The 24522-nt window shown below is 68.7% G+C and carries 15 protein-coding genes; 11 read left to right on the forward strand and 4 right to left on the reverse strand.

Annotated features, from left to right (window positions below; all coding sequences use genetic code 11):
- Positions 1–337 precede the first annotated feature (337 nt).
- Positions 338–1510, forward strand: coding sequence for an acetyl-CoA C-acetyltransferase (locus tag RMN86_RS04530; protein ID WP_309604644.1), 1173 nt, complete (start codon positions 338–340; stop codon positions 1508–1510).
- Between the two features lie 189 nt (positions 1511–1699).
- Positions 1700–2389 (forward strand): SDR family NAD(P)-dependent oxidoreductase, encoded by a 690-nt coding sequence (locus tag RMN86_RS04535; RefSeq protein ID WP_309604645.1) that lies wholly within the window; start codon positions 1700–1702, stop codon positions 2387–2389.
- A 134-nt stretch (positions 2390–2523) separates the two neighbouring features.
- Here the strand turns inward: RMN86_RS04535 and RMN86_RS04540 are convergent, their stop codons facing one another.
- The gene (locus RMN86_RS04540) at positions 2524–4935 is read right to left on the reverse strand and encodes a penicillin acylase family protein (protein ID WP_309604646.1); all 2412 of its coding nucleotides are present in this window, start codon (positions 4933–4935) and stop codon (positions 2524–2526) included.
- A gap of 125 nt (positions 4936–5060) precedes the next feature.
- On the opposite strand from RMN86_RS04540, the gene RMN86_RS04545 reads away from it, so the two are divergent.
- The 5 genes from RMN86_RS04545 (at position 5061) to RMN86_RS04565 (ending at position 10637) form a co-directional block, all read left to right on the forward strand.
- Positions 5061–5429, forward strand: coding sequence for a VOC family protein (locus tag RMN86_RS04545; RefSeq protein WP_309604647.1), 369 nt, complete (start codon positions 5061–5063; stop codon positions 5427–5429).
- A 102-nt stretch (positions 5430–5531) separates the two neighbouring features.
- Positions 5532–7568, forward strand: a complete 2037-nt coding sequence (locus tag RMN86_RS04550) for an amidohydrolase family protein (protein WP_309604648.1) — start codon at positions 5532–5534, stop codon at positions 7566–7568.
- Between the two features lie 90 nt (positions 7569–7658).
- On the forward strand, positions 7659–8837 hold the full coding sequence (locus RMN86_RS04555) for an acyl-CoA dehydrogenase family protein (RefSeq protein WP_309604649.1): 1179 nt from the start codon (positions 7659–7661) through the stop codon (positions 8835–8837).
- A 3-nt stretch (positions 8838–8840) separates the two neighbouring features.
- Complete coding sequence (locus tag RMN86_RS04560) at positions 8841–9926, forward strand: acyl-CoA dehydrogenase family protein (protein ID WP_309604650.1); 1086 nt, start codon at positions 8841–8843, stop codon at positions 9924–9926.
- A 132-nt stretch (positions 9927–10058) separates the two neighbouring features.
- A complete protein-coding gene (locus tag RMN86_RS04565; protein WP_309604651.1) occupies positions 10059–10637 on the forward strand; it encodes a VOC family protein in 579 nt (192 codons plus the stop codon).
- Positions 10638–10845: 208 nt separating this feature from the next.
- Here RMN86_RS04565 and RMN86_RS04570 read toward each other — a convergent pair whose 3' ends face one another.
- Positions 10846–12342 carry an amidase gene (locus tag RMN86_RS04570; RefSeq protein WP_309604652.1) on the reverse strand — a complete coding sequence of 499 codons (1497 nt, stop codon included), beginning with the start codon at positions 12340–12342 and terminating at the stop codon, positions 10846–10848.
- 118 nt (positions 12343–12460) lie between these two features.
- Between RMN86_RS04570 and greA the strand changes: the two genes are divergently transcribed.
- Positions 12461–12940, forward strand: a complete 480-nt coding sequence (greA, locus tag RMN86_RS04575) for a transcription elongation factor GreA (protein ID WP_309604658.1) — start codon at positions 12461–12463, stop codon at positions 12938–12940.
- 191 nt (positions 12941–13131) lie between these two features.
- On the opposite strand, the gene RMN86_RS04580 is transcribed toward greA, so the two are convergent.
- On the reverse strand, positions 13132–14043 hold the full coding sequence (locus RMN86_RS04580; RefSeq protein WP_309604653.1) for an alpha/beta hydrolase: 912 nt from the start codon (positions 14041–14043) through the stop codon (positions 13132–13134).
- An 821-nt stretch (positions 14044–14864) separates the two neighbouring features.
- Between RMN86_RS04580 and RMN86_RS04585 the strand changes: the two genes are divergently transcribed.
- The gene (locus tag RMN86_RS04585) at positions 14865–17147 is read left to right on the forward strand and encodes an OPT family oligopeptide transporter (protein WP_309604654.1); all 2283 of its coding nucleotides are present in this window, start codon (positions 14865–14867) and stop codon (positions 17145–17147) included.
- Positions 17148–17154: 7 nt separating this feature from the next.
- A complete protein-coding gene (locus RMN86_RS04590; protein ID WP_309604655.1) occupies positions 17155–17667 on the forward strand; it encodes a GNAT family N-acetyltransferase in 513 nt (170 codons plus the stop codon).
- Positions 17668–17690: 23 nt separating this feature from the next.
- Here the strand turns inward: RMN86_RS04590 and RMN86_RS04595 are convergent, their stop codons facing one another.
- On the reverse strand, positions 17691–20039 hold the full coding sequence (locus RMN86_RS04595; RefSeq protein WP_309604656.1) for a transketolase: 2349 nt from the start codon (positions 20037–20039) through the stop codon (positions 17691–17693).
- 457 nt (positions 20040–20496) lie between these two features.
- On the opposite strand from RMN86_RS04595, the gene RMN86_RS04600 reads away from it, so the two are divergent.
- The gene (locus tag RMN86_RS04600) at positions 20497–23493 is read left to right on the forward strand and encodes a TonB-dependent receptor domain-containing protein (RefSeq protein WP_309604657.1); all 2997 of its coding nucleotides are present in this window, start codon (positions 20497–20499) and stop codon (positions 23491–23493) included.
- Positions 23494–24522: the final 1029 nt, after the last annotated feature.

Genomic DNA, 24522 nt, shown 5'->3' on the forward strand with positions numbered 1-24522 from the left:
CCCCCCCCCCCGCCCCGCAAGTCACGTTTTCGTAATTCTATTGCATTGAAGATCCGAGAGGCGCCGTGAACGAGAATCGGTCTCGGCTTGAGGTCAAGCTTGTTCAATTCTCGACCGTGAAATCGCGACTTGCCAACTTCCTTGCTTGAGCAAATGCGCCTTTGAAAATTCGGCTGTTCTGAGTTTAGCATCCACGGCGACCCGCGATCAGGGATGGGTCGCCCTTGCCCCCTTTCGCAGGTTCCAGAACCCCGGCGTTGTCTTACGCAGCGGCGCCGTCCTAGGGTGATCTGGACGCGCCGGTCAGAGCGCACCGACATGATCAGGAGCTCAGGCCATGGCCGAAGCCTATATCGTCGCCGCCACGCGGACCGCCGGCGGGCGCAAGGGGGGGCGGATGCGGGGGTGGCATCCCGCCGACCTGGCCGGTTCGGTGCTCGACGAGCTGATGGTCCGCACCGGCCTGGACCCGGCCGCGGTCGAGGATGTGATCATGGGGTGCGTGACCCAGGCCGGCGAACAGTCGACCAACATTGCGCGCAACGCGGTGCTGGCCTCGCGGCTGCCGGAAAGCGTGCCCGGCACAAGTGTCGACCGCCAGTGCGGATCCTCGCAGCAGGCCCTGCATTTCGCCGCCCAGGCGGTGATGAGCGGGACCATGGACGTGGTGATCGCGTCCGGCGTGGAGAGCATGACCCGCGCGCCGATGGGCATGTCGGTGGTGCTGCCGGCCAACGCCGGCATGGGCCTGCCCAAGAGCCCCCGGATGGAGGACCGCTATCCCAACATCCAGTTCAGCCAGTTCGCGGGCGCCGAGATGGTCGCGGCCAAGTCCGGCCTGACCAAGGAGCAGCTGGACGCGTTCGGCTATCTCAGTCACCAGCGCGCCATCGCCGCCACCCAGGGCGGGGCGTTCAAGGACGAGATCCTGGCGCTGGACGGCCTGGACAAGGAAGGCGCGGTGGTGCGCCACGACAGCGACGAGGGCATCCGCTATGACGTGAGCCTGGACGGCATGCGGGCGGTGAAGCTGTTGCAGGAGGGCGGGCGGATCACCGCGGCGACCTCCAGCCAGATCTGCGACGGCGCGTCCGGCGTGATGATCGTCTCCGAGCAGGCGCTGAAGGCGCACAACCTGACGCCGATGGCGCGGATCCATCACCTGTCGCTGCTGGGCCACGACCCGGTGATCATGCTGGAAGCCCCGATCCCGGCCACCGAGCGGGCGTTGAAGAAGGCCGGCATGTCGATCGACGACATCGACCTGTTCGAGGTCAATGAGGCCTTCGCTTCGGTGCCGGTGGCCTATATCCAGCACCTGAAGGCCGATCCGGACCGGGTCAACGTCAACGGCGGCGCCATCGCGCTCGGCCACCCGCTGGGCGCCTCGGGAACCAAGCTGATGACCACCCTGATCCATGCCCTGAAGGCGCGCGGCAAGCGGTACGGCCTGCAGACCATGTGCGAAGGCGGCGGCATGGCCAACGTGACCATCGTGGAGCGGCTTTAGGGACAGAGCCAAATTTTACTAGGGGAGTGGCGGAGACTTAAACTCGCTCCGTCATCCGGGACGGCCGACAGGCCGCGCCGGGACCCAGAACAACCGCGCAGATTGAACCCCCTGGGTCCCGGCGCTCCGGCCGGGATGACAGGTTTGAGGGTTCGAGTGACTAGGTCTTCAACCTAAGGGTCAGCCACCATGGCCGGACGCATCATCGCCATCACCGGAGGGTCGGGCGTGCTGGGGTCCGCGGTCGCCGTGGCGGCAGCCGAACAGGGCTGGCGGCTGGCGCTGATCGACTTCGCGCCGTCGCCGCCGGCGGCGCCTGTCGGGGCCGATGTCTTCTTCCAAGGTGGCGTGGACCTGACCGACGCCAATGCCGCGGGGGCCGCCATCGACGCGGTCGCTGACCGCTTCGGCGGGCTCGACGCCCTGCTGAACATCGCCGGGGGCTTTTCGTGGGAGAAGGTCGAGGGCGCCACAGGCGAGACGTGGAAGCGGCTGTTCCTGATGAACGTCCAGACCTGCTCCAACGCCTGCCGCGCAGCGATTCCGCATCTGCGCCGCTCGGCGGCGGGGCGCATCGTCAATGTCGGCGCCAATGGCGCGCTGAAGGCGTCCCTGGGCATGGGTCCCTATGCCGCCTCAAAGGCCGGCGTGCACAGCCTGACCGAGGCCCTGGCCGAGGAGCTGAAGCCCGACGGGGTGACCGTCAACGCGGTGCTGCCCTCGATCCTCGACACGCCGACCAACCGCGCCGACATGCCAGGCGCCGATTTCGCCAGCTGGGTGGCGCCGGGCGACCTGGCCTCGGTGATGCTGTTCCTGGCCAGCGAGGACGCCCGCGCCGTCACCGGCGCCCTGATCCCGGTGACCGGGCGGGTCTGAGGGCCTTCCGTCGGAAAGCCTGTTACGCGGAGGCTGCACCGTGGCGGTGAAATCGCCCTGTCGGGCCAACGCCCGGCAGCCCTTCCCACCTGGCGTGGATCAATCTGGGCGGAGGAGAAGGCCCGCTGCCCGACCTATGGCGCGGGTGTCAGGGTCACTACCGTCTCGGCCTGTGCGTCCACCGCGGCGCGGCTGAAGGCCAGGGGGACGTAGGCGCCGGCGGCCCACAGCGGGAAGAGGTCGCGGTAGTGGGGGCTCAAGGAGTCGCCAGACTGGCCGGGGGTGTTGACGGCCACGGAATTGTCCCACTGGCCGACGTCCATCACCAGCCGGACCGAGGCGCCGGCGATCTGGGCGAAGTCGCCGGGGCGGTAGGTGGCGGCGCGCGGGCTGGACGCCGAGCCGGGGATCGGCAGGCTGCCCGTGCCCATCCGGGCCGCCAGCTGGCCGTCGGCCAGGACGGCGACGGCGGGTGAGAAGTCGGCGTGGTGCAGCCGGCCCCAGGTCCAGGTCGACATGTCGGGGCCGAGCCGGTTCTTCAGCTCGGCGACCGCCGCGCCCAGGCTGGCGAGCAGCAGCCGGTCACGGATCGGCGCGGCCCCAGGGGTCTCCAGATAGCTGATCACCGCGTCGAGCTGGCCCGAGCCGACCAGGGTCCGCGCCGCGGCCGGCGTCACCGCGGCGACCACGGTGTGGCCCAGGTGGTTGATCGACCAGACCTGATAGAGGGTCGCCGCGACGCTGCCCACGGTCTCGTCATTGTCCCAGGCTTTCAGCAGGGCGATGGCGCGGGTCACGTCGGGGTCGGGAGAGGCGGCGGTGGCCAAAAGCGCGATGGCTCGTCGCGACAGGGCGTCGTGGCTGTCGGTCTGTAGGGCCATGGAGTCGGCCAGCGTGGCCTTTGGCGTGGCCGCCAGCACCTCCCTGATCCGGGTGATCCGCGAGCGGTCGCCCCATTCGAAGCCGATCTTCCGCGCCTCGGCGGGATAGCCGGCCGGCAGGTTCATCTCGTTGGCGGTGGCGAAGAATCCCTCGACCGGATTGCGGGAACTCGGCAGCTGGGCCTCGGGCATCATGCCCGCCCACTCGTAGCGCCCGTCGCCGGGCACCGGCAGCAGGCCGTCCCAGTTGGGCCGGGCCGGCGTCAGGCCCGCCGCCGACCAGCCGATCTCGCCATCGACGCCGGCATAGACGAGGTTCAGCGGCGGGCTGCCCCAGGCTTCCTGCCCGGCCTTGAAGTCGGCCCAGGATTTCGCATGCCACATCCGCGAGGAGCCGAAGTAGCCGGACGCGCCCGGCTGGTTCCAGACGGTGCGCAGCGCGAAGGCGTGGGCCCCATGTCCGGAATCAGGCGTCTCGTCGATCACCGGGCCGTGGCGGGTGAATTTCAGTGTCACCTGGCGCGGCGCCTGGCCCTTCACCTCGACCGTCTCGCGGACCACGGTCATCGGCTCGAAACCGGACCGGTAGCGATAGGTGTCGCCCCTGGTCTCGTAGACGTAGAGGTCCTCCTGATCGATGTAGAAGATGGTCAGCCCCCAGGCCATGTCGTCGTTGTGGCCGAAGGAGACGCCGGGCAGGGCGGGTTCGCCGGCGCCGATGATGTCCAGGTCCGGCGCGTTCAGGTGAACGATGTAGCGCAGCGAGGGAACGCCGACCGGCCGGTGCGGGTCGTTGGCCAGGATCGGCCGACCGGTGGCGGTGCGCGCCGGCGCGATCACCCAGTTGTTGGAGCCCTCGGTCTGAAAGGCGCTGAGCGCGGCGGCAAGTTGCACCTGAGGGTCCGCCTTGGCCGTGCGCCCGCGGCTCGCCAGGGCCTCGAAGCTGACGGTCCCGGTGGCCAGCAGATAGTCCTTCAGCACGTCGGCGGGGATCGCGCAGGGGTCGAGGCCCGCGGGCACGACCGTGGTGTGGTCCGGCTCCAGCTTGCGGCGCAGCCGGTCGGCGGCGAGCCCGGCGGCGCAGACCACCTGGGCGCGGGCCACCTCCGACGTCACGTTGGACACCAGGGCGTGGCTGCGGATCCGCAGCACGTCCTGCGGGCCCCAGGGCTCGGGCTGGCTGGCGGTCAGTTTGAACTCGACGGGAAGCGGGCGTTTGCCCGCGCGCACCTCGCCGACATAGGCGTTGACGCCGGCGGTGAAGGCCTGGACCGCCTCGCGCGCGCCGGGCGCGTAGGCGGCGTATTCGGCGGCCATGTCGCCGCGATAGAGGAACAGGCGGGCGGCCCGGTCCTGAGCCACGTAGGCGGGGCCGAAGCTGGCGGCCAGCCGGCCCAGCCCGCGCTTGCGCCAAAGATCAATCTGCCACAGCCGGTCGCGGCCGGCGTTGTAGCCCTGCAGGAAGAAGGCGTCGCGGCTGGAGGCGGCATAGATATGCGGCACGCCCCAGTGGTCGATGACCATCCGCGCCGGCGCGGCCAGTCCGGCCACGGTCCAGGCCTGCTGCGTCACCGAGGTCGAGACCGGCGCCCCTTGCGCCCCCGCGCCGGTGGCGATCCAGCTTCCCATGAGCATGCCAACCCACGCCTTGCCGATCCTGCCCATGATCTTCCCCCTCCGCCGGTTTCGCGGAGTTGACGACAGATCGCGGGCTTCGTCCACGCGCCGCTTGCGGTTCCGCGCGGGTCATCGACTAAGGTGGCGGCGGATCGACAAAACGGGGAAGCGTCATGATTGGCTACGTCACCATCGGCATCAACGACCTGGACCGCGCGCGGGGCTTCTATGATCCGGTGATGGCCGCGCTCGGCGGCAGGCGCACGATCGCCTTCGAGCGGATGCAGTTCTACGGCGCCGGGGATGAGGCGATGCTGGCGATCAACACGCCCTATGACGGCCAGCCGGCCACCGTCGGCAACGGCTCGATGTTTGGCGTCCGGGCCGGGAGCCGCGAAGTCGCCGACGCCGCCTACGCCGCCGCGCTCGCGGCGGGCGGGGCCGACGAGGGGGCGCCCGGCCAGCGGATGGACGGATTCTATGGCGCCTATTTCCGCGACCTCGACGGCAACAAGCTCTGCGTCTTCTATACCGGGAAATAGACCGCCCGTCGCAAGGCCGGCGCAAGGGTCTTGCCCCGGCCCCCCCCGGCGTCGCAGAACCGCATCCGGTCCACGCGGAGGTGGGCGAAAACGGGGGCCGTCATGCGCGCCAAAGTCGTTCTGGGCTGCCTGGCCGCATTGCTGTCTTCGGCGGCGTTCGGCCAGACACCGGCGGCCGATCTGGCCGCGCCGCCGGCCGGCGCCACCCACTTCATCATCGAGTCCACCGCCGGCAAACACGGCGACTCCTGGGCATGGGTGACGTCGGACGGCGTGCGCATGGCGCGCGAGACCTGGAACCTGCGCGGCCAGGTCTGGGACCAGGATATGGCGGGCAGGAGCGGTCCCGACGGCATGGCCGCCAGCATGGTCATCCGCGGCGTCACACCGCAGGGCGATGCGGCCGAGACGTTCACGCTGAGCGGCGGGACCGCGACCTGGACGAGTCCCATCGACGCCGGCCACGCCGCCTACGCCTCGCCGGCCTTCTATATCGCGCAGGGCGGCCCGATCGACACCAACGGCTGGTTCCTGGAACGGCTGCTGGCCGCGCCCGGCAAGACGCTGGCGCTGCTGCCCGGCGGCAAGGCCAAGGCGACCCGCCTGACCTCGGTGGAGGTAGGGGAGGGCGTCGCGAAACAGACCGTAACCTTGTGGGCCGTCAGCGGCCTTTCCAACTCGCCGATTCCGATCTGGGCGGACGCGCGCGACAGGTTCTTCGGGACCACCTCGGTCGTCGCCTGGTTGCCCGAGGCCTACGCCGGCGAGTTGGCGAAGCTGGAGGCGGCCCAGGCCGCCGCCATGGCCGCCGAGGCGCCCAGGCTGTTCAAGTCTCTGGTCAAGGTCCCGACCGGACCGGTGGCCTTCACCCACGTGCGGATGTTCGATGCCGAGGGGCGGCGATTCCTCGCCGACCGGACTGTGGTGGTCGACAAGGGCCTGATCGTCGCCGTCGGCGCGGCGAGCTCGGTCAAGCCGCCGCCCGACGCCCAGGTGATCGATGGTCGCGGAAAGACCCTCGTGCCCGGCCTGTGGGACTGCCACATGCACGTGGGCGACGACTATACGGGTCCGCTGGAGCTGTCGCTGGGCGTCACCTCGGTGCGCGATCCGGGCAACAACGACCTGCTGACCCTCGACCGGCGCGCCCGCGCCGCCGCCGGCAAGCTGCTGTTCCCGCACGTCTATCCGTCGTCCCTCATCGACGGAAAGGGCCCCTACACCGCCCAGGTGGCCAATGTGGCGACCAGTCAGGCCGAGGCCATCGCCCTGATCGACCGGGCCAAGGCCAACAGCTTCACCGGGATCAAGTTCTACGGCACCTTCAACCCCGCCTGGCTGCCCGCCGCCATCGCCGAGGCGCACAGGCTGGGGCTGCATGTGCACGGGCATATTCCGGCCGGCATCCGCACCATGGAGGCCATCGACGACGGCTATGACGAGGTCACCCACATCAACTGGGTGATGATGCAGGCCCTTCCCGCGAGCCTCTTGCCGGTGTCCAACGGGATCGCCCGGTTCGAGGGTCCGGGCCGCTACGCCAAGGACGTCGATCTCGACGGGCCGGCGATCCGGCAGATCGTCGGGACGATGGCTAGGAAGCACGTCTACAGCGACCCGACGATGGTGGCCTTCGAAAGTCTCTATGTTCCGGAAAATGGCGACATGAGCCCGTCCTATGCGCCCTTCATCGGAATCCTGCCGCCGGCCATCGAGCGTGGGTTCCGGGCCGGCGGCTTCGCCGTGCCCAAGGACCTGACGCGCGCCGACTACCGCGCCAGCTGGGCCAAGATGGTCGGGCTGCTGGGGAAGATGCACCAGGCCGGCGTGCCGATCGTCGCCGGCACCGATGGGTCCGGGCTGGAGCTCGTCCACGAGCTGGAAATCTATGTCCAGGCCGGGTTCACCCCCGCCGAGGCGTTGGCGGCGGCCACGATCGCGCCCGCGACCCTGGTAGGCCAGGAGACGCACACCGGCTCGATCAAGGTCGGCAAGACCGCCGATCTGGTGCTGGTCGAGGGCGATCCGTCGGCGCGCATCGGCGATCTGCGCCAGACCCGGGTGGTCATGCTGGACGGCAAGCTGCTGGATGCCGACGCCCTGCGGACCGCGGCGGGATTCTCCGGCCGGCCGAGATAGGCGCCGCGCGCCGGCGCCCCAGGCTGACGTTGCGGCGCCGTTGCGCCGACGCCGCAAACGCGCTCACCTGGGCGCCAGGGAGCCAAAACCATGGACCTCAACGAAACGCCGGAGATGGCGACGTTCCGCGGCGAGGTGCGCGCGTTCCTCGGCGCCCATGCCGGCGACTTCGCCGGGGGGGCGGCGCGGGATCCGAAAGCCTGGCAGGGGTTGCTGATCGGCGAGGGCTATGCCGCGCGCACGATCCCGCGGGCCTACGGCGGCTATGGCGCCGAGCCTGACCTGCTGAAGAGCCGGATCATCGCCGAGGAATTCATCGCCGCCGGCGCCCCGCGCGGCATCGCCAACCAGGGCGTCTCGATGCTGGTCCCGACCCTGCTGGAAGTGGGCTCGGAGGATCAGAAGACCCGCTGGATCGGCCCGACCCTGCGCGGCGAGATCGTCTGGTGCCAGGGCTATTCCGAGCCGGGGGCGGGGTCGGACCTGGCCAGCCTGCGGACCAAGGCGGTCGAGGACGGGACCGACTTCGTGATCTCCGGCTCGAAGATCTGGACCAGCACCGCGCACGCCGCGCAGATGATGTTCGCCCTGATCCGCACCGAGCCGGACGCCGCCAAGCACGAGGGGATCTCCTATGTGCTGATCCCGATGAACACGCCCGGCATCGAGGTGCGGCCGCTGAAGACCAAGACCGGGGGCGCCGAGTTCAACGAGGTGTTCTTCACCGACGTGCGGGTGGGCCAGGACCAGGTGGTCGGCGGCCGCGGGCGCGGCTGGTTCGTGGCCAATACGACGCTGAAGCACGAGCGCGGCATGCTGGGCGATCCCAATGCCACAGAAGCCCGGCTCAACGCCTTGATCGAGCTGATGAAAAGCGAAACGGTCGACAGTCAGCGGGTGGTCGACAACCCGATCTTCCGGGATCGGCTGATGGATCTGCAGGGTCGGGTCTTGTCAATGAAATTCAATGGCTTGAGATTGTTGACCTCACAGCTCACGCAGGAACCGGCGGGCCTGGCCGGGCTGATCGTCAAGTTGCAGGGCTGCGAGCTCAATCACCAGCTGGCGGCGCTGGCGATCGATGCACTGGGCGAGCTCGGCGTGCTCTATCACGACGGGCCGCACCTGCGGGCCCAGGGCCGCTGGCAGTGGAACTATATGTTCGATCTGGGCCTGATCATCGGTGGCGGCACGGCGCAGATCCAGAAGAACATCATCTCCGAGCGCGGCCTGGGCCTGCCGCGCGAACCCAAGCCGGCGGCGGCCTGAGCGATGGAATTCTCACTCTCCCCCGACCAGCGGATGATGCAGGAGAGTCTGGTAGGGACCGTGGCCCAGGCCAGTCCGCTCGGCCGCGTGCGCGCCTTCGCGAGCGACCCGACCGACAATGGGGAAGATGTCTGGCGGGCGCTGGCCGAGTTCGGGCTGGCGGGGATCGGCGTGCCGGAAGACGCCGGCGGGCTTGGCCTGTCGCTGCTGGATGCTGCGCTGGCGTCCGAGGCGCTGGGCGCGGCCGTGGCGCCGGTGGCGTTCCTGGGCGCGGTGCTGGCGCCCATCGCCCTGCTGCGCGGCGGATCGGCCGAGCAGCGGGCGGCGTGGCTGGCGAAGCTGGCCTCGGGCGAGGTCCAGGCGGCGGTGGCGATCTCGGAAACCGTCGCCGGCGCGCGGGACGGGGCGGGGGTGGCGGCCGGCGGCGGCAGGCTGAACGGCAAGGCGCTGTTCGTGCCGGGCGGGCTGGCGGCGGGCCTGCTGGTGGTCGGCGATGTGAGCGGCGGACTGCATCTGGTGGCGGGCGACGCGTCGGGCCTGACGCGCGCCTTCATGCCGGGCCTGGACGAGACTAGGCGGCTGGCGGAGTTGAGCTTCGACGACGTGGCGGCCGAGCCGCTCGGCGGGAGTCCGGGCCTGTTGTCGGCTCTGCGCGACGCGGCCTGGGTGCTGATCGCCGCCGATACTCTGGGTGCGGCCCAGACCATGCTCGACAAGGCCGTCGCCTATGCCAAGGAACGCCGCCAGTTCGGCCGCACGATCGGCTCGTTCCAGGCGGTCAAGCACCTGTGCGCCGAGATGGCCGCCGAGCTCGAGCCCTGCCGGTCGCTGGTCTGGTACGCGGCCTACGCCTTCGACGCCGGCCTGACGGAGGCCTCGCTGATGGCCGCCCACGCCAAGGCCCTGACGTCGGAGGTCGGCCGCTTCGTGGCCCGCACCGCGACGGAGGTGCACGGCGGCATGGGCATCACCGACCTGCTCGGCCTGCACTTCTGGTTCAAGCGGATCGGCCTCAACCGCCAGCTGCTGGGCGGCCCCGAACGGGTGCGCGAGATCGCCGCCCGGCTGCAGGGGCTGGTCGCGGCCTGACTTCCTCTCCCGCGGCACGTGCGTTGGCCGTCGCGGAGATTGCAGCGGACCAGCCCAAGCTTTACAATCATCGTTGACCCATCGGGCCCGCAACCCCCCGCGGCAATTGCGACACCAACCGGGAGCCTCAACTTGACCCGCAAGCCGATAAAGTTCGCTCACGTTGTCTATCGCACCCGCCGCTTCGAAGAGGTGATCGGATGGTATGAGACGGTGTTCGGCGCGAGGGTGCAGCATGAGAACCCCGCCTTGGCGTTCCTGACCTACGACGACGAGCATCACAGGTTCGCGTTTCTCAACCTGGCGGTGGTCGATCCGAATGGAACGCCGGAGACCGACAGGCGCGGCGCAGTGGGTGTCGACCATGTCGCCTACACCAACGCATCGGTTCGCGATCTGCTGGAGAACTACGCTGAGCTTAAGGCGAAGGGTATCGCGCCGTACTGGTGCGTGCACCACGGGCTCACGGCGTCATTGTACTATGCCGACCCCGACGGCAACCAGATGGAGTTCCAGGTCGACGCGTTCGCCAGCGACGGCTGCAACGCCTTTATCCGCGGCGAGCAGATGTCTCTGAATCCGGTGGGCGTCGAGTTCGATCCAGAGGACTGGCTCGCCCGTCTGCGGGGCGGCGCGCCCGAGTCAGACCTGCTCGTGCGCAAGGTTCACGAGCCGGTTTCGCCGATCCGAGGCTTCGCGGCATTTACATAAAGCCTACCGGTTCAACGCTGGAGAGCGCGTCCGCCTTCCCCTCTGCCGCCGTTGATCGGGTCCGCTTTGGGCGCCGTGATTTCGGAAAGGTCGCGCTGGGGCCGGCGCTGAGCTTGGGGCTTGCCCTTCCCGCCCTCCGCTCTTCCCCCCGGCCTTCGCCGGGGTCGGCGAACGGTCCCCCTGTCCCGCGGCGCGGGACGGGACGATGTCAGCCATGCACCGGCGGGATGCGGTGGGCCCAGGGGTTGGCGGCTTCCAGTTCGTAGGCCAGCTCGAACAGCGTGCGCTCATTGCCGGCGCGGGCGGAGACCAGGGTTCCCACCGGCAGGCCGGCCTCAGTCCAATAGAGCGGCAGGCTCATCGAGGGCGCCCCGGCGATGTTGTGGATCGGGGTGTAGCCGACATATTCGGTCAGGCGCGGGACCAGGGTGTCGAAGGCCACCCCCGGCCCGACCTCGCCCAGCAGCGGCGGCGGCGAGGAGAGCACCGGCGACAGCACCACGTCGAACTGGTGGGCCGGGAACCAGGTGTCGTAGGCCAGCGCATTGGCGGTCAGCCGCCGGACCGCCGCCTCCACAGACGCCGGCCCTGACTTGCGCGCCAGCTCGACCATGCCGAGGCTGAAGGCTTCCAGCACCTCCAGGTCCGGGGCGCGGCCCATCGTGGCGGCCAGCTGGTCGGCGAGGTCCTTGGCGCCGTCCGCCCACAGCAGCAGGAAGTCGTCGCCGAACTGGCGGCCGTCGTAGGGCAGACGGGTCGGCTCCAGATGGTGGCCAAGCCCGCTCAGCAACCTGACCGCGGCATCGGTGGCGGCGACCACCTCCGGGGTCGGACTGTGGCCCTGGCCGTTTTCCATCAACACCCCGACCCGCAGGCGCCGCTTGCCGGGGCCGGTGACGAAGCCGGTGGACGGGAACCGGGCGCGGGGCCCGCTGTCCTCGGTCAGGGCAAAGATCGCCGCCGAATCGCGGACGCTGCGCGAAAGCACATGTTCGACGCTCAGGTCGCTGATCCGGGTCTCGCCCTCAGTCCCGATCATCCGGCCGCGCGAGGGCTTGAGGCCGAACAGCCCGCAGTTGCTGGCCGGGATGCGGATCGAGCCGCCGCCGTCGTTGGCGTGCGCTGCCGGCACGACACCGGCCGCCACCGCCGCGGCCGAGCCTCCCGAGGAGCCGCCGGAGGAGCGGGTGAGATCCCAGGGATTGCGGGTCAGTCCCGTGGCCACCGGTTCGGTGGTCGGCAGGAAGCCGAACTCCGGCGTCGCCGACTTGCCGATCACCACCAGGCCGGCGCGGTCGAAGGCGTCGATATAGGGCGCCTGGGTCGTCGCCGGCGGGGCCGCGCGCATGGCCCGCGAGCCGTTGCGGGTCGGCAGGCCCACATAGTCGTTGAGGTCTTTGACCAGGAACGGCACGCCGCCGAACGGGCCGGCGGGGGTTCCGGCCCGCACCTTGGCCAGCGCCCGGTCGAAGTCGGAATTGACGATGATGTTCAGCGTGCTCTGCAGCGCCTCGGCCCGGTCGATGGCGGCCGACACGGCTTCGGCGGCTGAGAGCCGGCCCGCGCGGATGTCGGCGGCGAGCGCGGTGGCGTCCGGCCAGGGCGAGACGGGCGCGGGCGCGGGCGGCTTTGGCGCGGCGACGACGTGTGCGGCGGCCAGGGCCAACGGCGCGGCGGCCAGGGCGCGGCGGGTGATCCGGGTCATGCTCACGTCTCTCCTGTTGCGCCAGCTTGGCCACCGACGGCGCGCCGCGCAATGGGCAAGGAGGGCTGGGGGCAAGGGCGACTGGCGTTCCGCCCCCGCCGCCTCTAGGTTCGACGGCATGGCCGTCGCCTTCACCCGCGAGGAAGACTACGAGGCCCAGGCGGCGAACCTGCCGGACCGGCCGGTTTCCGCGCATCCGAACCTGGTGACCGCCACGGGACTGGCCGTCATCGAAGCCGAGCTGGCCAGCGCGCGCGCGGCCTATGCGGCCGCCCAGGCCGAGGGCGGGATCAGCGCCGACCGCACCGCCATGGCGCGGGCCACCCGCGACCTGCGCTACTGGTCCGCCCGGCGCGGCACGGCCCAGCTGACCGAGCCTCAGGTCCAGGCCGGCAAGGTGCAGTTCGGCCGCACCGTGACCATCGAGCGCCAGGATGGCCGCCGCCAGACCTTCCGCATCGTCGGCGAGGACGAGGCCGATCCGGCGCGGGGCAGCATCTCCTACGTCTCGCCGATGGCCCGCGCCCTGCTGGGCAAGACTGAGGGTGATGTGGCGACGATCAACGGCGCCGAGGTCGAGTGCGTCGAGGTGCGGTGAGGCGGGGTTCGCGCCGAGACCTCGGGGAGACCTGTCTGGCAAGATGAGGGCAACGCGACATGTGTTAGCTCAGCAACGCTAAGGTCGAACAAGCATCGAAACTGGCAGCGCCTCGACGTTCGCCGATGTCTGGTTCCTGGTTTACCGAGTCCGACGGCACACGACCCGTTGCGGACCCTGAAGTTGTCCGCTTACGGGTGATCGGCTCGGACTGTAGCAAGCACTTCGCGCACAGCGTCGATGACTGCGTCCGGGCGATCCTTCTGGATGAAATGGCCTGAGCCGGGGACGACGACGAGGCGGCCACGGGAGGAGCGAGCCGCGAGGGCAACGTGGCCGGCGCGCCATCGGGCGAACGCGGCTTGGTTTTCGTCGGTGCTCCGCCAGGGGGCGCCGTCGAAGTGTTCGCGGCTCAGGACAATGAGTGGCAGGTCGGCGAGCGGCCGCGCGACGTCGCGAGCCTGCTGCTGGGACACACTCAATCGTTCGTCCGCGGTGAAATAGTTCACCGACTGGGAATGCTCGGCCACGTACCAGTTAGGGCCGATGATCGCATGAAGCGCGTAGCGTCGCTCGTCTGCGCCAGAGGCGTCGTCCGGCAGTGGAAAGCAGCGATTCTCGGAAAGATTCGCCGTTGTCAGCTTGCCCAACCTTGCGAGCTCGGCGCATCGCAGGAGGTAACCTTCGCCGAGGCGCGTGTTCGCCTGGTCCGCGAGTGATGGAGCTAGGTTCTGACCGGTGAACCCGGGATCGACGAGGACAAGGCCTGCGACTTGCGAGGGGAAGCGGTCGGCGTACACCGTTGCGTAGAAGCCGCCGACGGAATGGCCCACCAGGACAATCGGGCCGCCAATCCGCTTGCGGCGCAGGAGGGCATGGAGATCGTCAGTTGTACTGAGTGCGGTCACAGGATAGCGCGGCGGATCGCTCCAGCCGAACCCACCGCGGTCGTAGAAGCAAACGCGGGTGACGGCCGAAATGGCCGCGCTCACCTTGGCCCAGTTAAAGATCATCCCCTCGCCACCCTGCTCGAAAACGACGATGGGCGAGCCGGAGCCGACGCAGTGGAAATTCAGCCGGCGCCCGTCGTCGAGCCGGACCATATGAGGTCGCAGCAGTTCGGGCGCGATGCGGAGCGCAGTGGCCGCCGACGCTTGCAAGGGCACCAGGGCGGCGAGAGCGACAGCAGCAAAGCGAGCGTGCGCAGGGAGACCCATCCCTCATGATGAATTACAGATGTAAGCGCCTTGTCAACTGGGGACTGCTTGAGCGTGCCAACGCGCGCTTATCGGGGGATGCGGCGCAGGGTGGGCGCGACCACCTTCCACCCCACTCCGCCCTTCGTTGCGTCCGCTAGTGGCCTTTCCAACTACGCGGGCGGCGGTGCCCTGCCGATAGACCGTTGGTCAAACGAGGCCGAGCTGGCTCACCGCTTCGCGGCGGCCGGGATGACGGGGGGTGGGGGCTGTGGCCCAGGCTCGGCTTAGCTGACACAAAACCTTAGACCACCACAAACAGACAATCCCGGACGGCCTGTAAGGCCGCGCCGGGACCCCGGTTTGTAACTCATTTGCCTCCCTCTTGATCGTCATCGCCCGGCTTGTCCGGGCGACCCATGAACACCGGATGGGGCAAGCAAGTCTGTGGAATCGCCGCTGCGCAGCCTTCAGCGCCGAGATCATGGGTGGCCCGGACAAGCCGGGCCAAGACGTCATTTTAGGAAACTCAACGGCCTGGTCGAGTAATCAGCCTAAAGGCGACCGCACAGCCTGAACCCCTGGGTCCCGGCTCACCGCTTCGCGGCGGCCGGGATGACAGGGGGTGGGGTCTGTGGCCCGGGCTCGGCGCCCAGGACGAGTTCGTCCGCGACTGGCGGCGTCGGACTTCTGATGCTCTAGTCGCGCTTCGCTTTGGGGAGCGCTACGTGACCGACGTCAGTTTCAAGCCTGTTGCCAAGTCCGCCGGCGCCAAACCCGCTTTCCGACCTTTCATTCCCGCCAGTGTGATGCTGCCGGAGCTGACCGCGCTGCACCTGATCACCGGGGCGATCCTGGGGGTGATCTTCGGGGCGTCGTCGCTCTATCTGGTGCTCAAGGTGGGGCTGACGGTGTCAGCCTCGATCCCCGTGGCGGTGATCTCGATCACCCTGTTCCGGCTGCTGCAACGGATGGGCGTCGCGCGCGCCTCGATCCTGCAGAACAACATCGTCCAGACGGCGGGGTCGGCGGGCGAGAGCATCGCCTTTGGCCTGGGCGTCACCATGCCGGCGATCATGATCCTGGGCTTCGACATGGAGATCGCGCGGGTGATGCTGGTGGCGATCCTGGGCGGACTGCTGGGCATATTGATGATGATCCCGCTCCGCCGCGCGCTGATCGTCGAGCAGCACGGCATCCTGAAATACCCCGAGGGGACCGCCTGCGCCGAGGTGCTGAAGGCGGGGGCCACGCGCGAGGAGCATGCCCTCGGCGCCGACGCCAGCCAGGCGCAGACCGAGGCCGAGGTGGCGCGCGGCGCGCGGACCATCGTCACCGGCTTTGGGCTGGGACTGGCCTACAAGCTGGGCGTCGGCGTCTTCAAGCTGTGGAAGGACACGCCCCAGGCGGTGTTCGGCGCGCCGCTGGCCAAGGCCTCGATCGCCGCGGAGATTTCGCCGGAGCTGCTGGGCGTCGGCTACATCATCGGCCCGCGGATCGCCTCGGCCATGGCGGGCGGCGGGGTGCTGGCCTATCTGGTGCTGATCCCGCTGATCCAGTTCTTCGGCTCGGCGATGAGCGTGGTCATCCCGCCCGGGAAGATCCCGGTGGGCGAGATGTCGCCGGGCGACATCCGCAGCGCCTATATCCTCTATATCGGCGCTGGCGCGGTGACCGCCGGCGGACTGATCAGCCTGGTCCGCGCCCTGCCGACCATCTGGCGCAGCCTGCGCGCCGGGGTGGCGGACTTCGGCGGCCGGCGCGAGGTTGACGACGCGGCGACCGTCCCGCGCACTGACCGGGACATCTCGCTCAAATGGGTGGCGCTGGGGGTGATGGTGCTGGTCGCGGCGATCCTGATGGCCCATTCGCTGCGGATGAACCTCCTGGGCGCGGTGCTGATCGTGCTGTTCGGGTTCATGTTCGTGACCGTCTCGTCGCGGCTGACCGGCGAGGTCGGGTCGTCGTCCAATCCGATCTCGGGGATGACGGTGGCGACCTTGTTGCTGACCTGCCTGATCTTTCTGCTGCTGGGCTGGACCGGACCGACCTACTACGTCACCGCGCTGTCGGTCGGGGGCATCGTCTGCATCGCGGCGTCCAACGGCGGGACCACGTCGCAGGACCTGAAGACCGGGTTCCTGGTGGGGGCGACGCCACGCGCGCAGCAGCTGGCGATCCTGGTCGGCGCGCTTGCCTCGGCGGTGGCGCTGGGGCCCATCCTGCTGGCGTTGAACCAAGCCTCGACGGTCTATGTGCCGGTCCCGGCCGGTCCCGCGGTCCTGCCGCCGCCGGCGGTCGCCAGCCTGCCCGCCGAGGCGCTGAAGGGGCCGCAGCACACGACCGACGGGGCGACCTATCGCGTCTGGCAGAAGCCCGATCCCTCCGGCGGGGCGGCGACCCGCTACCTGGTCCGCGCCGACGGCACGCTCGCCTATCAGGTCGACCCGGGCATCAACGGCCATGTGAAGGTCCGCCCCGACGGCACCACGGTGACCAAGTACGACGCGCCCAAGGCCACCCTGATGAGCTACATCATCAAGGGCATCCTCAGCCGCCAGCTGCCCTGGGCGCTGGTGCTGCTGGGGGTGATGATCGCCGTGGTGCTGGAGATGTGCGCCATTCCGGCGCTGCCGTTCGCGGTGGGGGTCTATCTGCCGATCTCCTCGTCGCTGCCGATCTTCGTCGGCGGGGCGGTGCGCTGGCTGGTGGATCGCCGCAACCGCGATCTGGACGGGACCGGCGACCTGTCGGACGCGGAGCTTTCGGCGCAGTCGGACCGCAGCCCCGGCGTGCTGATGGCCTCGGGCTATATCGCCGGAGGCGCCATCGCCGGCATCGCCATCGCGTTCTCGTCCGGCGTGCTGGGGACCTTTGACCGCGACATCACCCGGCTGATGGAGGCGGTGAACCCGTTCGTCCACGGCGGCCTGGCCGACCTGCTGTCGCTGCTCCCGTTCCTGGGCCTGATGGTGCTGTTGTTCCGCGCCGGGTCGCGCAAGGCCGCCTAGGGGCCGGATGACCGAGCTTGAGATCACCGTGGCGACGGGCGCCGAGCGTGGCGTGCTGGAGGCCCTGTTCCAGCTCTCCATCCACGACTTCAGCGAGCACTGGGCCGACGAGGCGCGGGGCGAGATCGATGAGGACGGCCGCTTCGAGCCCTATGACCTCGATCCCTACTGGCGCGACGCGGGCGCGATCCCGCTGCTGCTGCGCCGCAAGGGGCGGCTGGCGGGCTTTGCGCTGGTCAACGCGACGGGCCACTCGGGCCAGCCGACAGAGCGCAACATGGCGGAGTTCTTCGTGGCGCGGAAACACCGGCGCTCGGGCTTCGCCCAGGCCGCGGCGCTGGAGATCTTCAGCCGCTATCCCGGCCAGTGGGAGGCGGCGGTGGCGCGGCGCAACGTCGTGGCTCTGGCCTTCTGGCGGCGCACCGTCGCGGCCCATCCGCAGGCGCGCGACATCGAGGAACTGGCGCTCAAGCCGCCCGCCTGGGACGGCGCGGTGCTGCGGTTCCGCATCGACAGCTGAACGGACCGGCGGCCCCACCCGGGTCAGGCGCCCAGGAACAGCTCCGCCGCGGCGTCGAGGATCGCGTCGGCATCCAGCCGGTAGGTCCGGTAGAGGTCGGGCAGGTCCCCGGTCTGGCCGAAGCGGTCGACGCCGAGCGGGCTGACCCGCATGCCCCGCACGCCGCCAAGCCAGGAGAGCGTCGAGGGCGAGCCGTCGAGGATCGTCACCAGGCCGGCATCCGGCGACAGGGCGCCCAGCAGGTGCTCCACGTGGCTCACCTCGCGCGCGCCGCCGGTCCAGCGGTTGGCCTGGCGCGCGCTCCAGCCGCGGTGCAGCAGGTCCGGCGAGGTGACCGCCAGCAGGCCGAGGCCGGGAAGGTCGTCGCTCAGCGCCTCCCAGGCGGCCAGCGCCTCCGGCGCGATGGCGCCGGCGTAGACGATCGCGGCGGTGGCTGTCCCGCCGGGCGGCTTCAGCCAGTAACCGCCCTTCAGGGCGTCGGCTTCCCAGGCGGTGTCGGCGCGTGGGACCTGGTCGATGACCCGCGTCGTCAGCCGCAGATAGACCGAGCCGCCGTCCGGCGCCTGCAAATGCTCGAAAGCCCAGCGCATCAGCACCGCCAGCTCATCGACGAAGGCCGGCTCGAAATAGGTCAGGCCGGGCTGGCCCATGCCGATCAGCGGCGAATTGATCGACTGGTGCGCGCCGCCCTCGGGACCCAGGGTGACGCCGGACGGGGTGGCCACCAGCAGAAAGCGGGAGTCCTGATAGCAGCCGTAGTTCAAGGCATCGAGGCCGCGGGCGATGAACGGGTCGTAGACGGTGCCGATGGGCAGGAGCCGCGCGCCGAACAGCGGCGCGGCCAGGCCCAGGGCGGCGAGCGCCAGGAACAGATTGTTCTCCGCGATGCCCAGTTCCAGGTGCTGGCCCGCGCCATGGCCCGCCCAGCGCTGGGCCGACGGGATCTTGGCGGCGTGGAACACGTCCTTCAGCTCAGCCCGGCGGAACAGGCCGCGCTGGTTCACCCAGCCGCCCAGGTTGGTCGACACCGTCACGTCGGGCGAGGTGGTGACGATGCGGTCGGCGATCGGTTCGCCGGACTTGGCCAGGTCGAGCAGGATCTTGCCGAACGCGGTCTGGGTCGACTGTTCCTGGCCCTCCGGCGGCGCCAGGCGCGCGGGGACGGGGACCGGCGCCGCGACGGGTTCCCCCGGCGCGGCGGCCAGGGGCGAGGTTTCGACAAAGGCCCGGAGCGTGGCCGCGGCATTGTCGCCCAGGCCGCCATAGGGGTCCCATTCCTGCCCTTCGGCGATGCCCAGCGAGGCGCGGAAGGCGGCGATCTGGCCCGGGTTCATCAGGCCGGAATGGTTGTCCTTGTGCCCGGCGAAAGGCAGGCCGTAGCCCTTGACGGTGTAGGCGATGAACAGGGTCGGCTCTTCCCCCGCGGCTTCGTCGAACGCCTCGATCAGGGTTTCCACGCAGTGGCCGCCAAGGTTGGTCATCAGGCTGGCCAGCGCCTCGTCGTCATAGGTCGCCAGGAGCTCGGCCGTGGGTCCGTTCGAGCCCAGGTCGCGCAGCAGGCGCTCGCGCCAGGCTGCGCCGCCCTGATAGGTCAGGGCCGCGAAGTCGGCGTTGGAACAGGTGTCGATCCAGGTTTCCAGCCCCTTGCCGCCGGGGCGGGCGAAGGCGGCCTTCTGAAGCTTGCCGTGCTTGAGCGTCAGGACGCGCCAGCCGCAGGTGCGGAAGATGTCGTCGAAGCGGGTGAACATCCGGTCCGCGGTCGTCGCGTCGAGGGACTGGCGGTTGTAGTCGACGATCCACCAGCAATTGCGGATGTCGTGCTTGTAGCCCTCGATCAGGGCCTCGTAGATATTGCCCTCGTCGAGCTCGGCGTCGCCCATCAGGGCGATCATCCGGCCGGCGTCGGCCGGCGCCATCTGGCCGTGGGCGATCAGATAGTCCTGCACCAGACTGGCGAAGGCGGTGATCGCCACGCCCAGACCGACCGATCCGGTGGAGAAATCGACCGGGATCCGGTCCTTGGTGCGCGACGGATAGCTCTGCGCGCCGCCCAGGCCCCGGAAGCGCTGCAGCTGGTCGAGGCTCTGATTGCCCAGCAGGTAGTGGATAGCGTGCAGCACGGGGCTGGCGTGCGGCTTGACCGCGACCTTGTCCTTCGGCCGCAGGGCATGAAAATACAGCGCCGACATGATCGCCGTCATCGAGGCGCAGGACGCCTGGTGGCCGCCGACCTTCAGCCCGTCGCGGCTGTCGCGCAGCTGGTTGGCGTTGTGGATGGTCCAGGACGACAGCCAGCGCAGGCGCGTTTCCAGCGCCTTCAGCGCCTCGATCGGGCCGGTCGTCTCCTGAGGTCTGTGCGCCGCCCGCAGCATGCCGTCTCCACCGCAATATGAACCGCAATCACGGCGATGTGGACGGTGATTGCAATAGGTTTCAGGGGCCTCGCCCGGGACCCCCGCTTCGCCCCGCCGCCGCCTCGCCCGCACGGGCAATCTCCGCGGACGGAGGAATTCCCGGTGGAATTCAGGCCGAATTCAGGCGGAATTCAGGTTCACGCAAGGTTCGGTCCCGATTTTCACATACCGCCAAGTGGTGAAATTCGGCAGCCTGCCTCGGCAATGACGAGTCGGAGCGAGGTTCCAGGCTCGATCCTTCGCCCAGTCTGGCGGGGCAGGAGGGGGAGCGGCGCCGGTTGCCGGATGCACCGAGGCAGGGGTGGGACGGTTGCGGTCGGGTTCGCCGCGTCGTCCGGTCCCTGTCGGGGGCCTGCGACCGTTTAGAACGATATGAATTCCCGCACCCGATGGTGACGGGAACCAGGGAGGCAACATGAAGATCTATCACCTGCTGAGCACGGCCTCGGCATTGGCCCTGGCGTTCGGCGCCGTCGCACAGGCGCAGACGCCGCCCGGGCCGCCCGTGAAGGCGGCGTCAACCGTTGAAGAGGTCATCGTCACCGGCTCGCGCATCGCGCGGCGGGACTTCCAGGCCGACAGCCCGATTTCCACCATCGACAGCACGGCCCTGGTCGCCGCCGGGCAGCCGGCGCTGGATACCGCCGTGGGACAGATGCCGCAGTTCGCCGCGGCTCAGGGGCGAGCCGAGGTCGGTGACGTGCAGGGCGGCGGCGGCTTCGCCGGCGGCCAGGCCTATGGCGACCTTCGCGGGCTGGGCCCCAACCGCACCCTGGTCCTGCTCGATGGGCGGCGGATGCAGTCATCCAACCCCGACGGCTCCATCGACCTGAACACCATTCCCATGTCGATGATCGACAACGTCGAGGTGATCACCGGAGGCGCCTCGGCGGCCTATGGCTCCGACGCCATCGCCGGCGTCATCAACTTCAAGCTCCGCCGCCATTTCAGCGGCCTTGAACTTTCCGCCACCCACGGCGAGACGACCAAAGGGGACGGACGGACCAGCCAGATCAGCGCCATCGTCGGCGGCAATTTCGCCGAGAACCGCGGCAACGCCGTGGTGGCCCTGGAATATTCCGAGCGGGCCGCCGTCTCAGGCGCCTCGCGCCCGTTCTTCGCCAACATCCGCCAGCTGGCCCGCCCGCCGGAAGGCATCATCCCCGCCGGCACCTTCGGGTCCCCGCCGAGCATCGCGGCGGTCAACGCGGTCCTGGCCACCTACCCGGGGACCACGCCCATCGCCGGCGCCGGGGCCTACAACGGCGCGATCGGCGTCAACACCGACGGGACGATCTTCACGGATCTGGCGGGCGCGAACTGCGTGCAGAACTACCGCGGCCTGGGTTCGATCCCCGGCGTCAACCTCAGCGCCAACTGCCGCCAGGTGCAGGTGGCGCTGGGCAAGTACTTCGCCATCCAGGTGCCGCTGACCAAGTACAATGTCTTCGCGCGCGGCGACTATGCGGTGACCGAGCACATCAACGCCTACAGCCAGGTCTCCTTCATGGAATCCACGGCCCGTGACGAAACGGCCGGCGGCTCGACGGCCTCGGGCAAGTTCTTCTTCGTGCCGCTCAACAACCCCTTCGTGACCGGCAACGCCGACCTGCAGTCGATCCTGGCCTCGCGCGCGCCGACCGCGGCCACGACCCAGCCGCTGCCGCTGGTCAAGCTGCTCAGCATGAGCGGCAACCGGATCCAGACGTTCAAATATGACGTCTATCAGTTCCTGGGCGGCCTGAAGGGCGACATCCCCGGCACCAGCCTGACCTGGGACGTCTATGCCAGCCTGGGCCGCGACAACTACGCCAACACCCAGGCCAACGACACCAGCAAGGCCGCTATCGCCAACATCCTGAACGGCACGGCCAACTTCACCGGCTCGAAGGGAACCTGCATCGGCTACGCCTGGAACCCGTTGGGCAACAACCCGCTGAGCCCGGGTTGCCGGGAGTACGCGACCCGCGAGAACCACAACAGCAACACCATCACCCAGAAGGCCTTCGAGGGGACGATCCAGGGCAAGCTCTACGACCTGCCGGCCGGTGAACTGCGCTTCGCCCTGGGCGCGGACTACCGCAGCACCCGGTTCGACTATCGGCCTGACCAGGGGCTGATCGCCAACGACACCCCGTCCTACCCCACCGCCGTGCCGACCTCCGGCACGCAGACCGTCAGGGAAGTGTTCGGCGAACTGCTGATTCCGATCCTGAAGGACCAGCCCTTCGCCGAGGACCTTTCGCTGGACCTTGGCTACCGCCGGTCCGACTACAATATCTTTGGGGCCTCCAACACCTACAAGGCCGACCTCAGCTGGAAGCCGATTTCCAGCCTGCGGCTGCGCGGCGGCTATTCGACCGCGCTGCGCGCGCCCAGCGTCGGCGAACTCTTCGCGCCGACGATTTCCGGGGCCCTGGCCATCGGCACCCTGCCCAATGCCGGCGATCCCTGCGCCGTGGGCAGCACGTTCCGCAACGGCGCGAACGCCGCCAAGGTGTTGGCGCTGTGCCAGGCGCAAGGCATCCCCGCCGCGCTCCTGCCGACCTACACCTACGGGGTGGACTCGGTTCACGGCACATCCGGCGGCAATCCCAACCTGACGCCGGAGACCGCCAAGACCTATTCCATCGGCGGGGTCTGGAGCCCGAAATTCGACCAGCCTCTGCTGCAGAATCTGCAGCTGTCGATCGACTACTGGAACATCAAGATCGAGAACGCCGTGGGCGCCCTGGCGCTCACCAGCATTCTGCCCCGCTGCTTCAACTCCGACGGCGTGAGCAACCCCGGCTATTCGACAAACAACGTCTATTGCCAGCAGATCACCCGCGATCCCAGCACCGGCGACATCACGCTCGGACGCGAAGGGCTGTTGAACCTGGCGACCTACAGCACCGACGGCGTGGACACCCAGGTCGACTGGAACTTCGGCCTCGATGCGGTCGGCCTCTCCGAGAGCGCCGGCAGGATCCGGGTCAGCTCGGTGCTCACCTACACCAACTCCTACAAGGCCGCGTCGCTGCCGGGCTCGCCGGTCCTCGACTACGCCGGCAGCATCGGCAACGCCTCGGTCAGCCCGGAAATCGCCCACCCGAAATGGAAGGCCAACACCACGGTCGGCTACACGGTCGGCCCGTTCGCGGCCGCCCTGCACTGGCGGTTTATCGACAAGATGAAGCACCAGGATCTGGTGGCGAACCCGGCGGCGACGACGCCGGGCGTGCCGTCCTACAACTACTTTGACGCCGATATTCACTGGACCATACGGGAGGGGCTGAACCTCTCCGCGGGGGTCACCAACATCGCAGACAAGGCCCCCCCGTTCGTCAGCGGCCAGCCGCTGACCACGGACACGGCCACCTACGACATCATCGGCCGGACCTACTACGCGACCATCAAGGCCAAGTTCTAGAAGCCTTTCCCGCTCGGGTTGGATCAACCTGAGCGGGGGCGAAGGGCTCGCCGTATGCCGACGAAACTGTACCGGCTGACCTGAACCCGGTCAGCCGGTACAGCGTTGAGAGAGAATGGGGTTATTGCGACTGTCACCGGAACCCGTGTCGAACAAGATTCCGACGCCGACGGGTTATCCTAAAGTCCTAGGCGGTAACGGGGTGCGCATCACCGAGACAAGGAGTCCTGGAGCGGCGATAGCGAGATGGTTGCCGTGGGCTGGAGCCGCCGCAGTTGTAGGGGGGCAGTTTTATTCTGGCGCATGCCAACAAACCTGCGTCGCCGCGGGAAACCCAAGCGCGGCTGCGTTCCCGCAATGAGTAAAGAAATAGAAGGTCGAGCAATATTTTATTGCAGAAAATTCATGAGAGATCGCGGGGTCGATATCGAATTTGATCTCGACGATCCAGTTAATAGGTCTGAATTCATAGCAAACGACGACCTATTCGAACTTGTGCTGGGGTTTCTTCGTGAAGAGGGAGTGGAGCCTTCGGAGGAAATGGATATTTCGTCCTTCATTCCCAATAGATCGGTGGTAGTTGAGCTGATCACATATCCTATATTCTTTGTTCTGGGCGTTCTGCGAATAGTTGGATTCCCTCGGAGTCCATTTTCGCACCCAAGAACTCTTACCCCTCGAATTCTTGCGGGCTTTGCGAAATGATACGAGTTCGCTCGATCAATTTAGCTACCTGACGCGAGCGTGATCTCGCCGATCAGCTAGAATTGCGGTGACGGGGCACTAAGCTGACAATGAAATACGTCGACACGATGCTGGAGTGCACCCCTGGAATGAGACAGGGGAAATAGGCATTACGGTGACAGTTGCAATAACCCCCAATCTACCGCACAATCCCGTCCATGGCCCGCCTCTCCCGCGTCGTGATCCCCGGCGTCCCGCACCACGTCACCCAGCGGGGCAACCGGCGCGAGCGGACGTTCTTCGAGGACGGCGACTATCGGCTCTATCTCGACCTGCTGGGCGAGG

This window comes from Phenylobacterium sp. (assembly GCF_031360265.1).
In the GTDB taxonomy this organism is placed as follows: Bacteria; Pseudomonadota; Alphaproteobacteria; order Caulobacterales; family Caulobacteraceae; genus Phenylobacterium.

Excerpts from the sequence above, each read along its gene's own strand:
- RMN86_RS04530 (WP_309604644.1), top strand. The coding sequence starts at position 338 with ATGGCCGAAGCCTATATCGTCGCCGCCACGCGGACCGCCGGCGGGCGC.
- RMN86_RS04535 (WP_309604645.1), top strand. The coding sequence starts at position 1,700 with ATGGCCGGACGCATCATCGCCATCACCGGAGGGTCGGGCGTGCTGGGG.
- RMN86_RS04540 (WP_309604646.1), bottom strand. The coding sequence starts at position 4,935 with ATGGGCAGGATCGGCAAGGCGTGGGTTGGCATGCTCATGGGAAGCTGG.
- RMN86_RS04545 (WP_309604647.1), top strand. The coding sequence starts at position 5,061 with ATGATTGGCTACGTCACCATCGGCATCAACGACCTGGACCGCGCGCGG.
- RMN86_RS04550 (WP_309604648.1), top strand. The coding sequence starts at position 5,532 with ATGCGCGCCAAAGTCGTTCTGGGCTGCCTGGCCGCATTGCTGTCTTCG.
- RMN86_RS04555 (WP_309604649.1), top strand. The coding sequence starts at position 7,659 with ATGGACCTCAACGAAACGCCGGAGATGGCGACGTTCCGCGGCGAGGTG.
- RMN86_RS04560 (WP_309604650.1), top strand. The coding sequence starts at position 8,841 with ATGGAATTCTCACTCTCCCCCGACCAGCGGATGATGCAGGAGAGTCTG.
- RMN86_RS04570 (WP_309604652.1), bottom strand. The coding sequence starts at position 12,342 with ATGACCCGGATCACCCGCCGCGCCCTGGCCGCCGCGCCGTTGGCCCTG.
- greA (WP_309604658.1), top strand. The coding sequence starts at position 12,461 with ATGGCCGTCGCCTTCACCCGCGAGGAAGACTACGAGGCCCAGGCGGCG.
- RMN86_RS04580 (WP_309604653.1), bottom strand. The coding sequence starts at position 14,043 with ATGGTCCGGCTCGACGACGGGCGCCGGCTGAATTTCCACTGCGTCGGC.
- RMN86_RS04590 (WP_309604655.1), top strand. The coding sequence starts at position 17,155 with ATGACCGAGCTTGAGATCACCGTGGCGACGGGCGCCGAGCGTGGCGTG.
- RMN86_RS04595 (WP_309604656.1), bottom strand. The coding sequence starts at position 20,039 with ATGCTGCGGGCGGCGCACAGACCTCAGGAGACGACCGGCCCGATCGAG.
- RMN86_RS04600 (WP_309604657.1), top strand. The coding sequence starts at position 20,497 with ATGAAGATCTATCACCTGCTGAGCACGGCCTCGGCATTGGCCCTGGCG.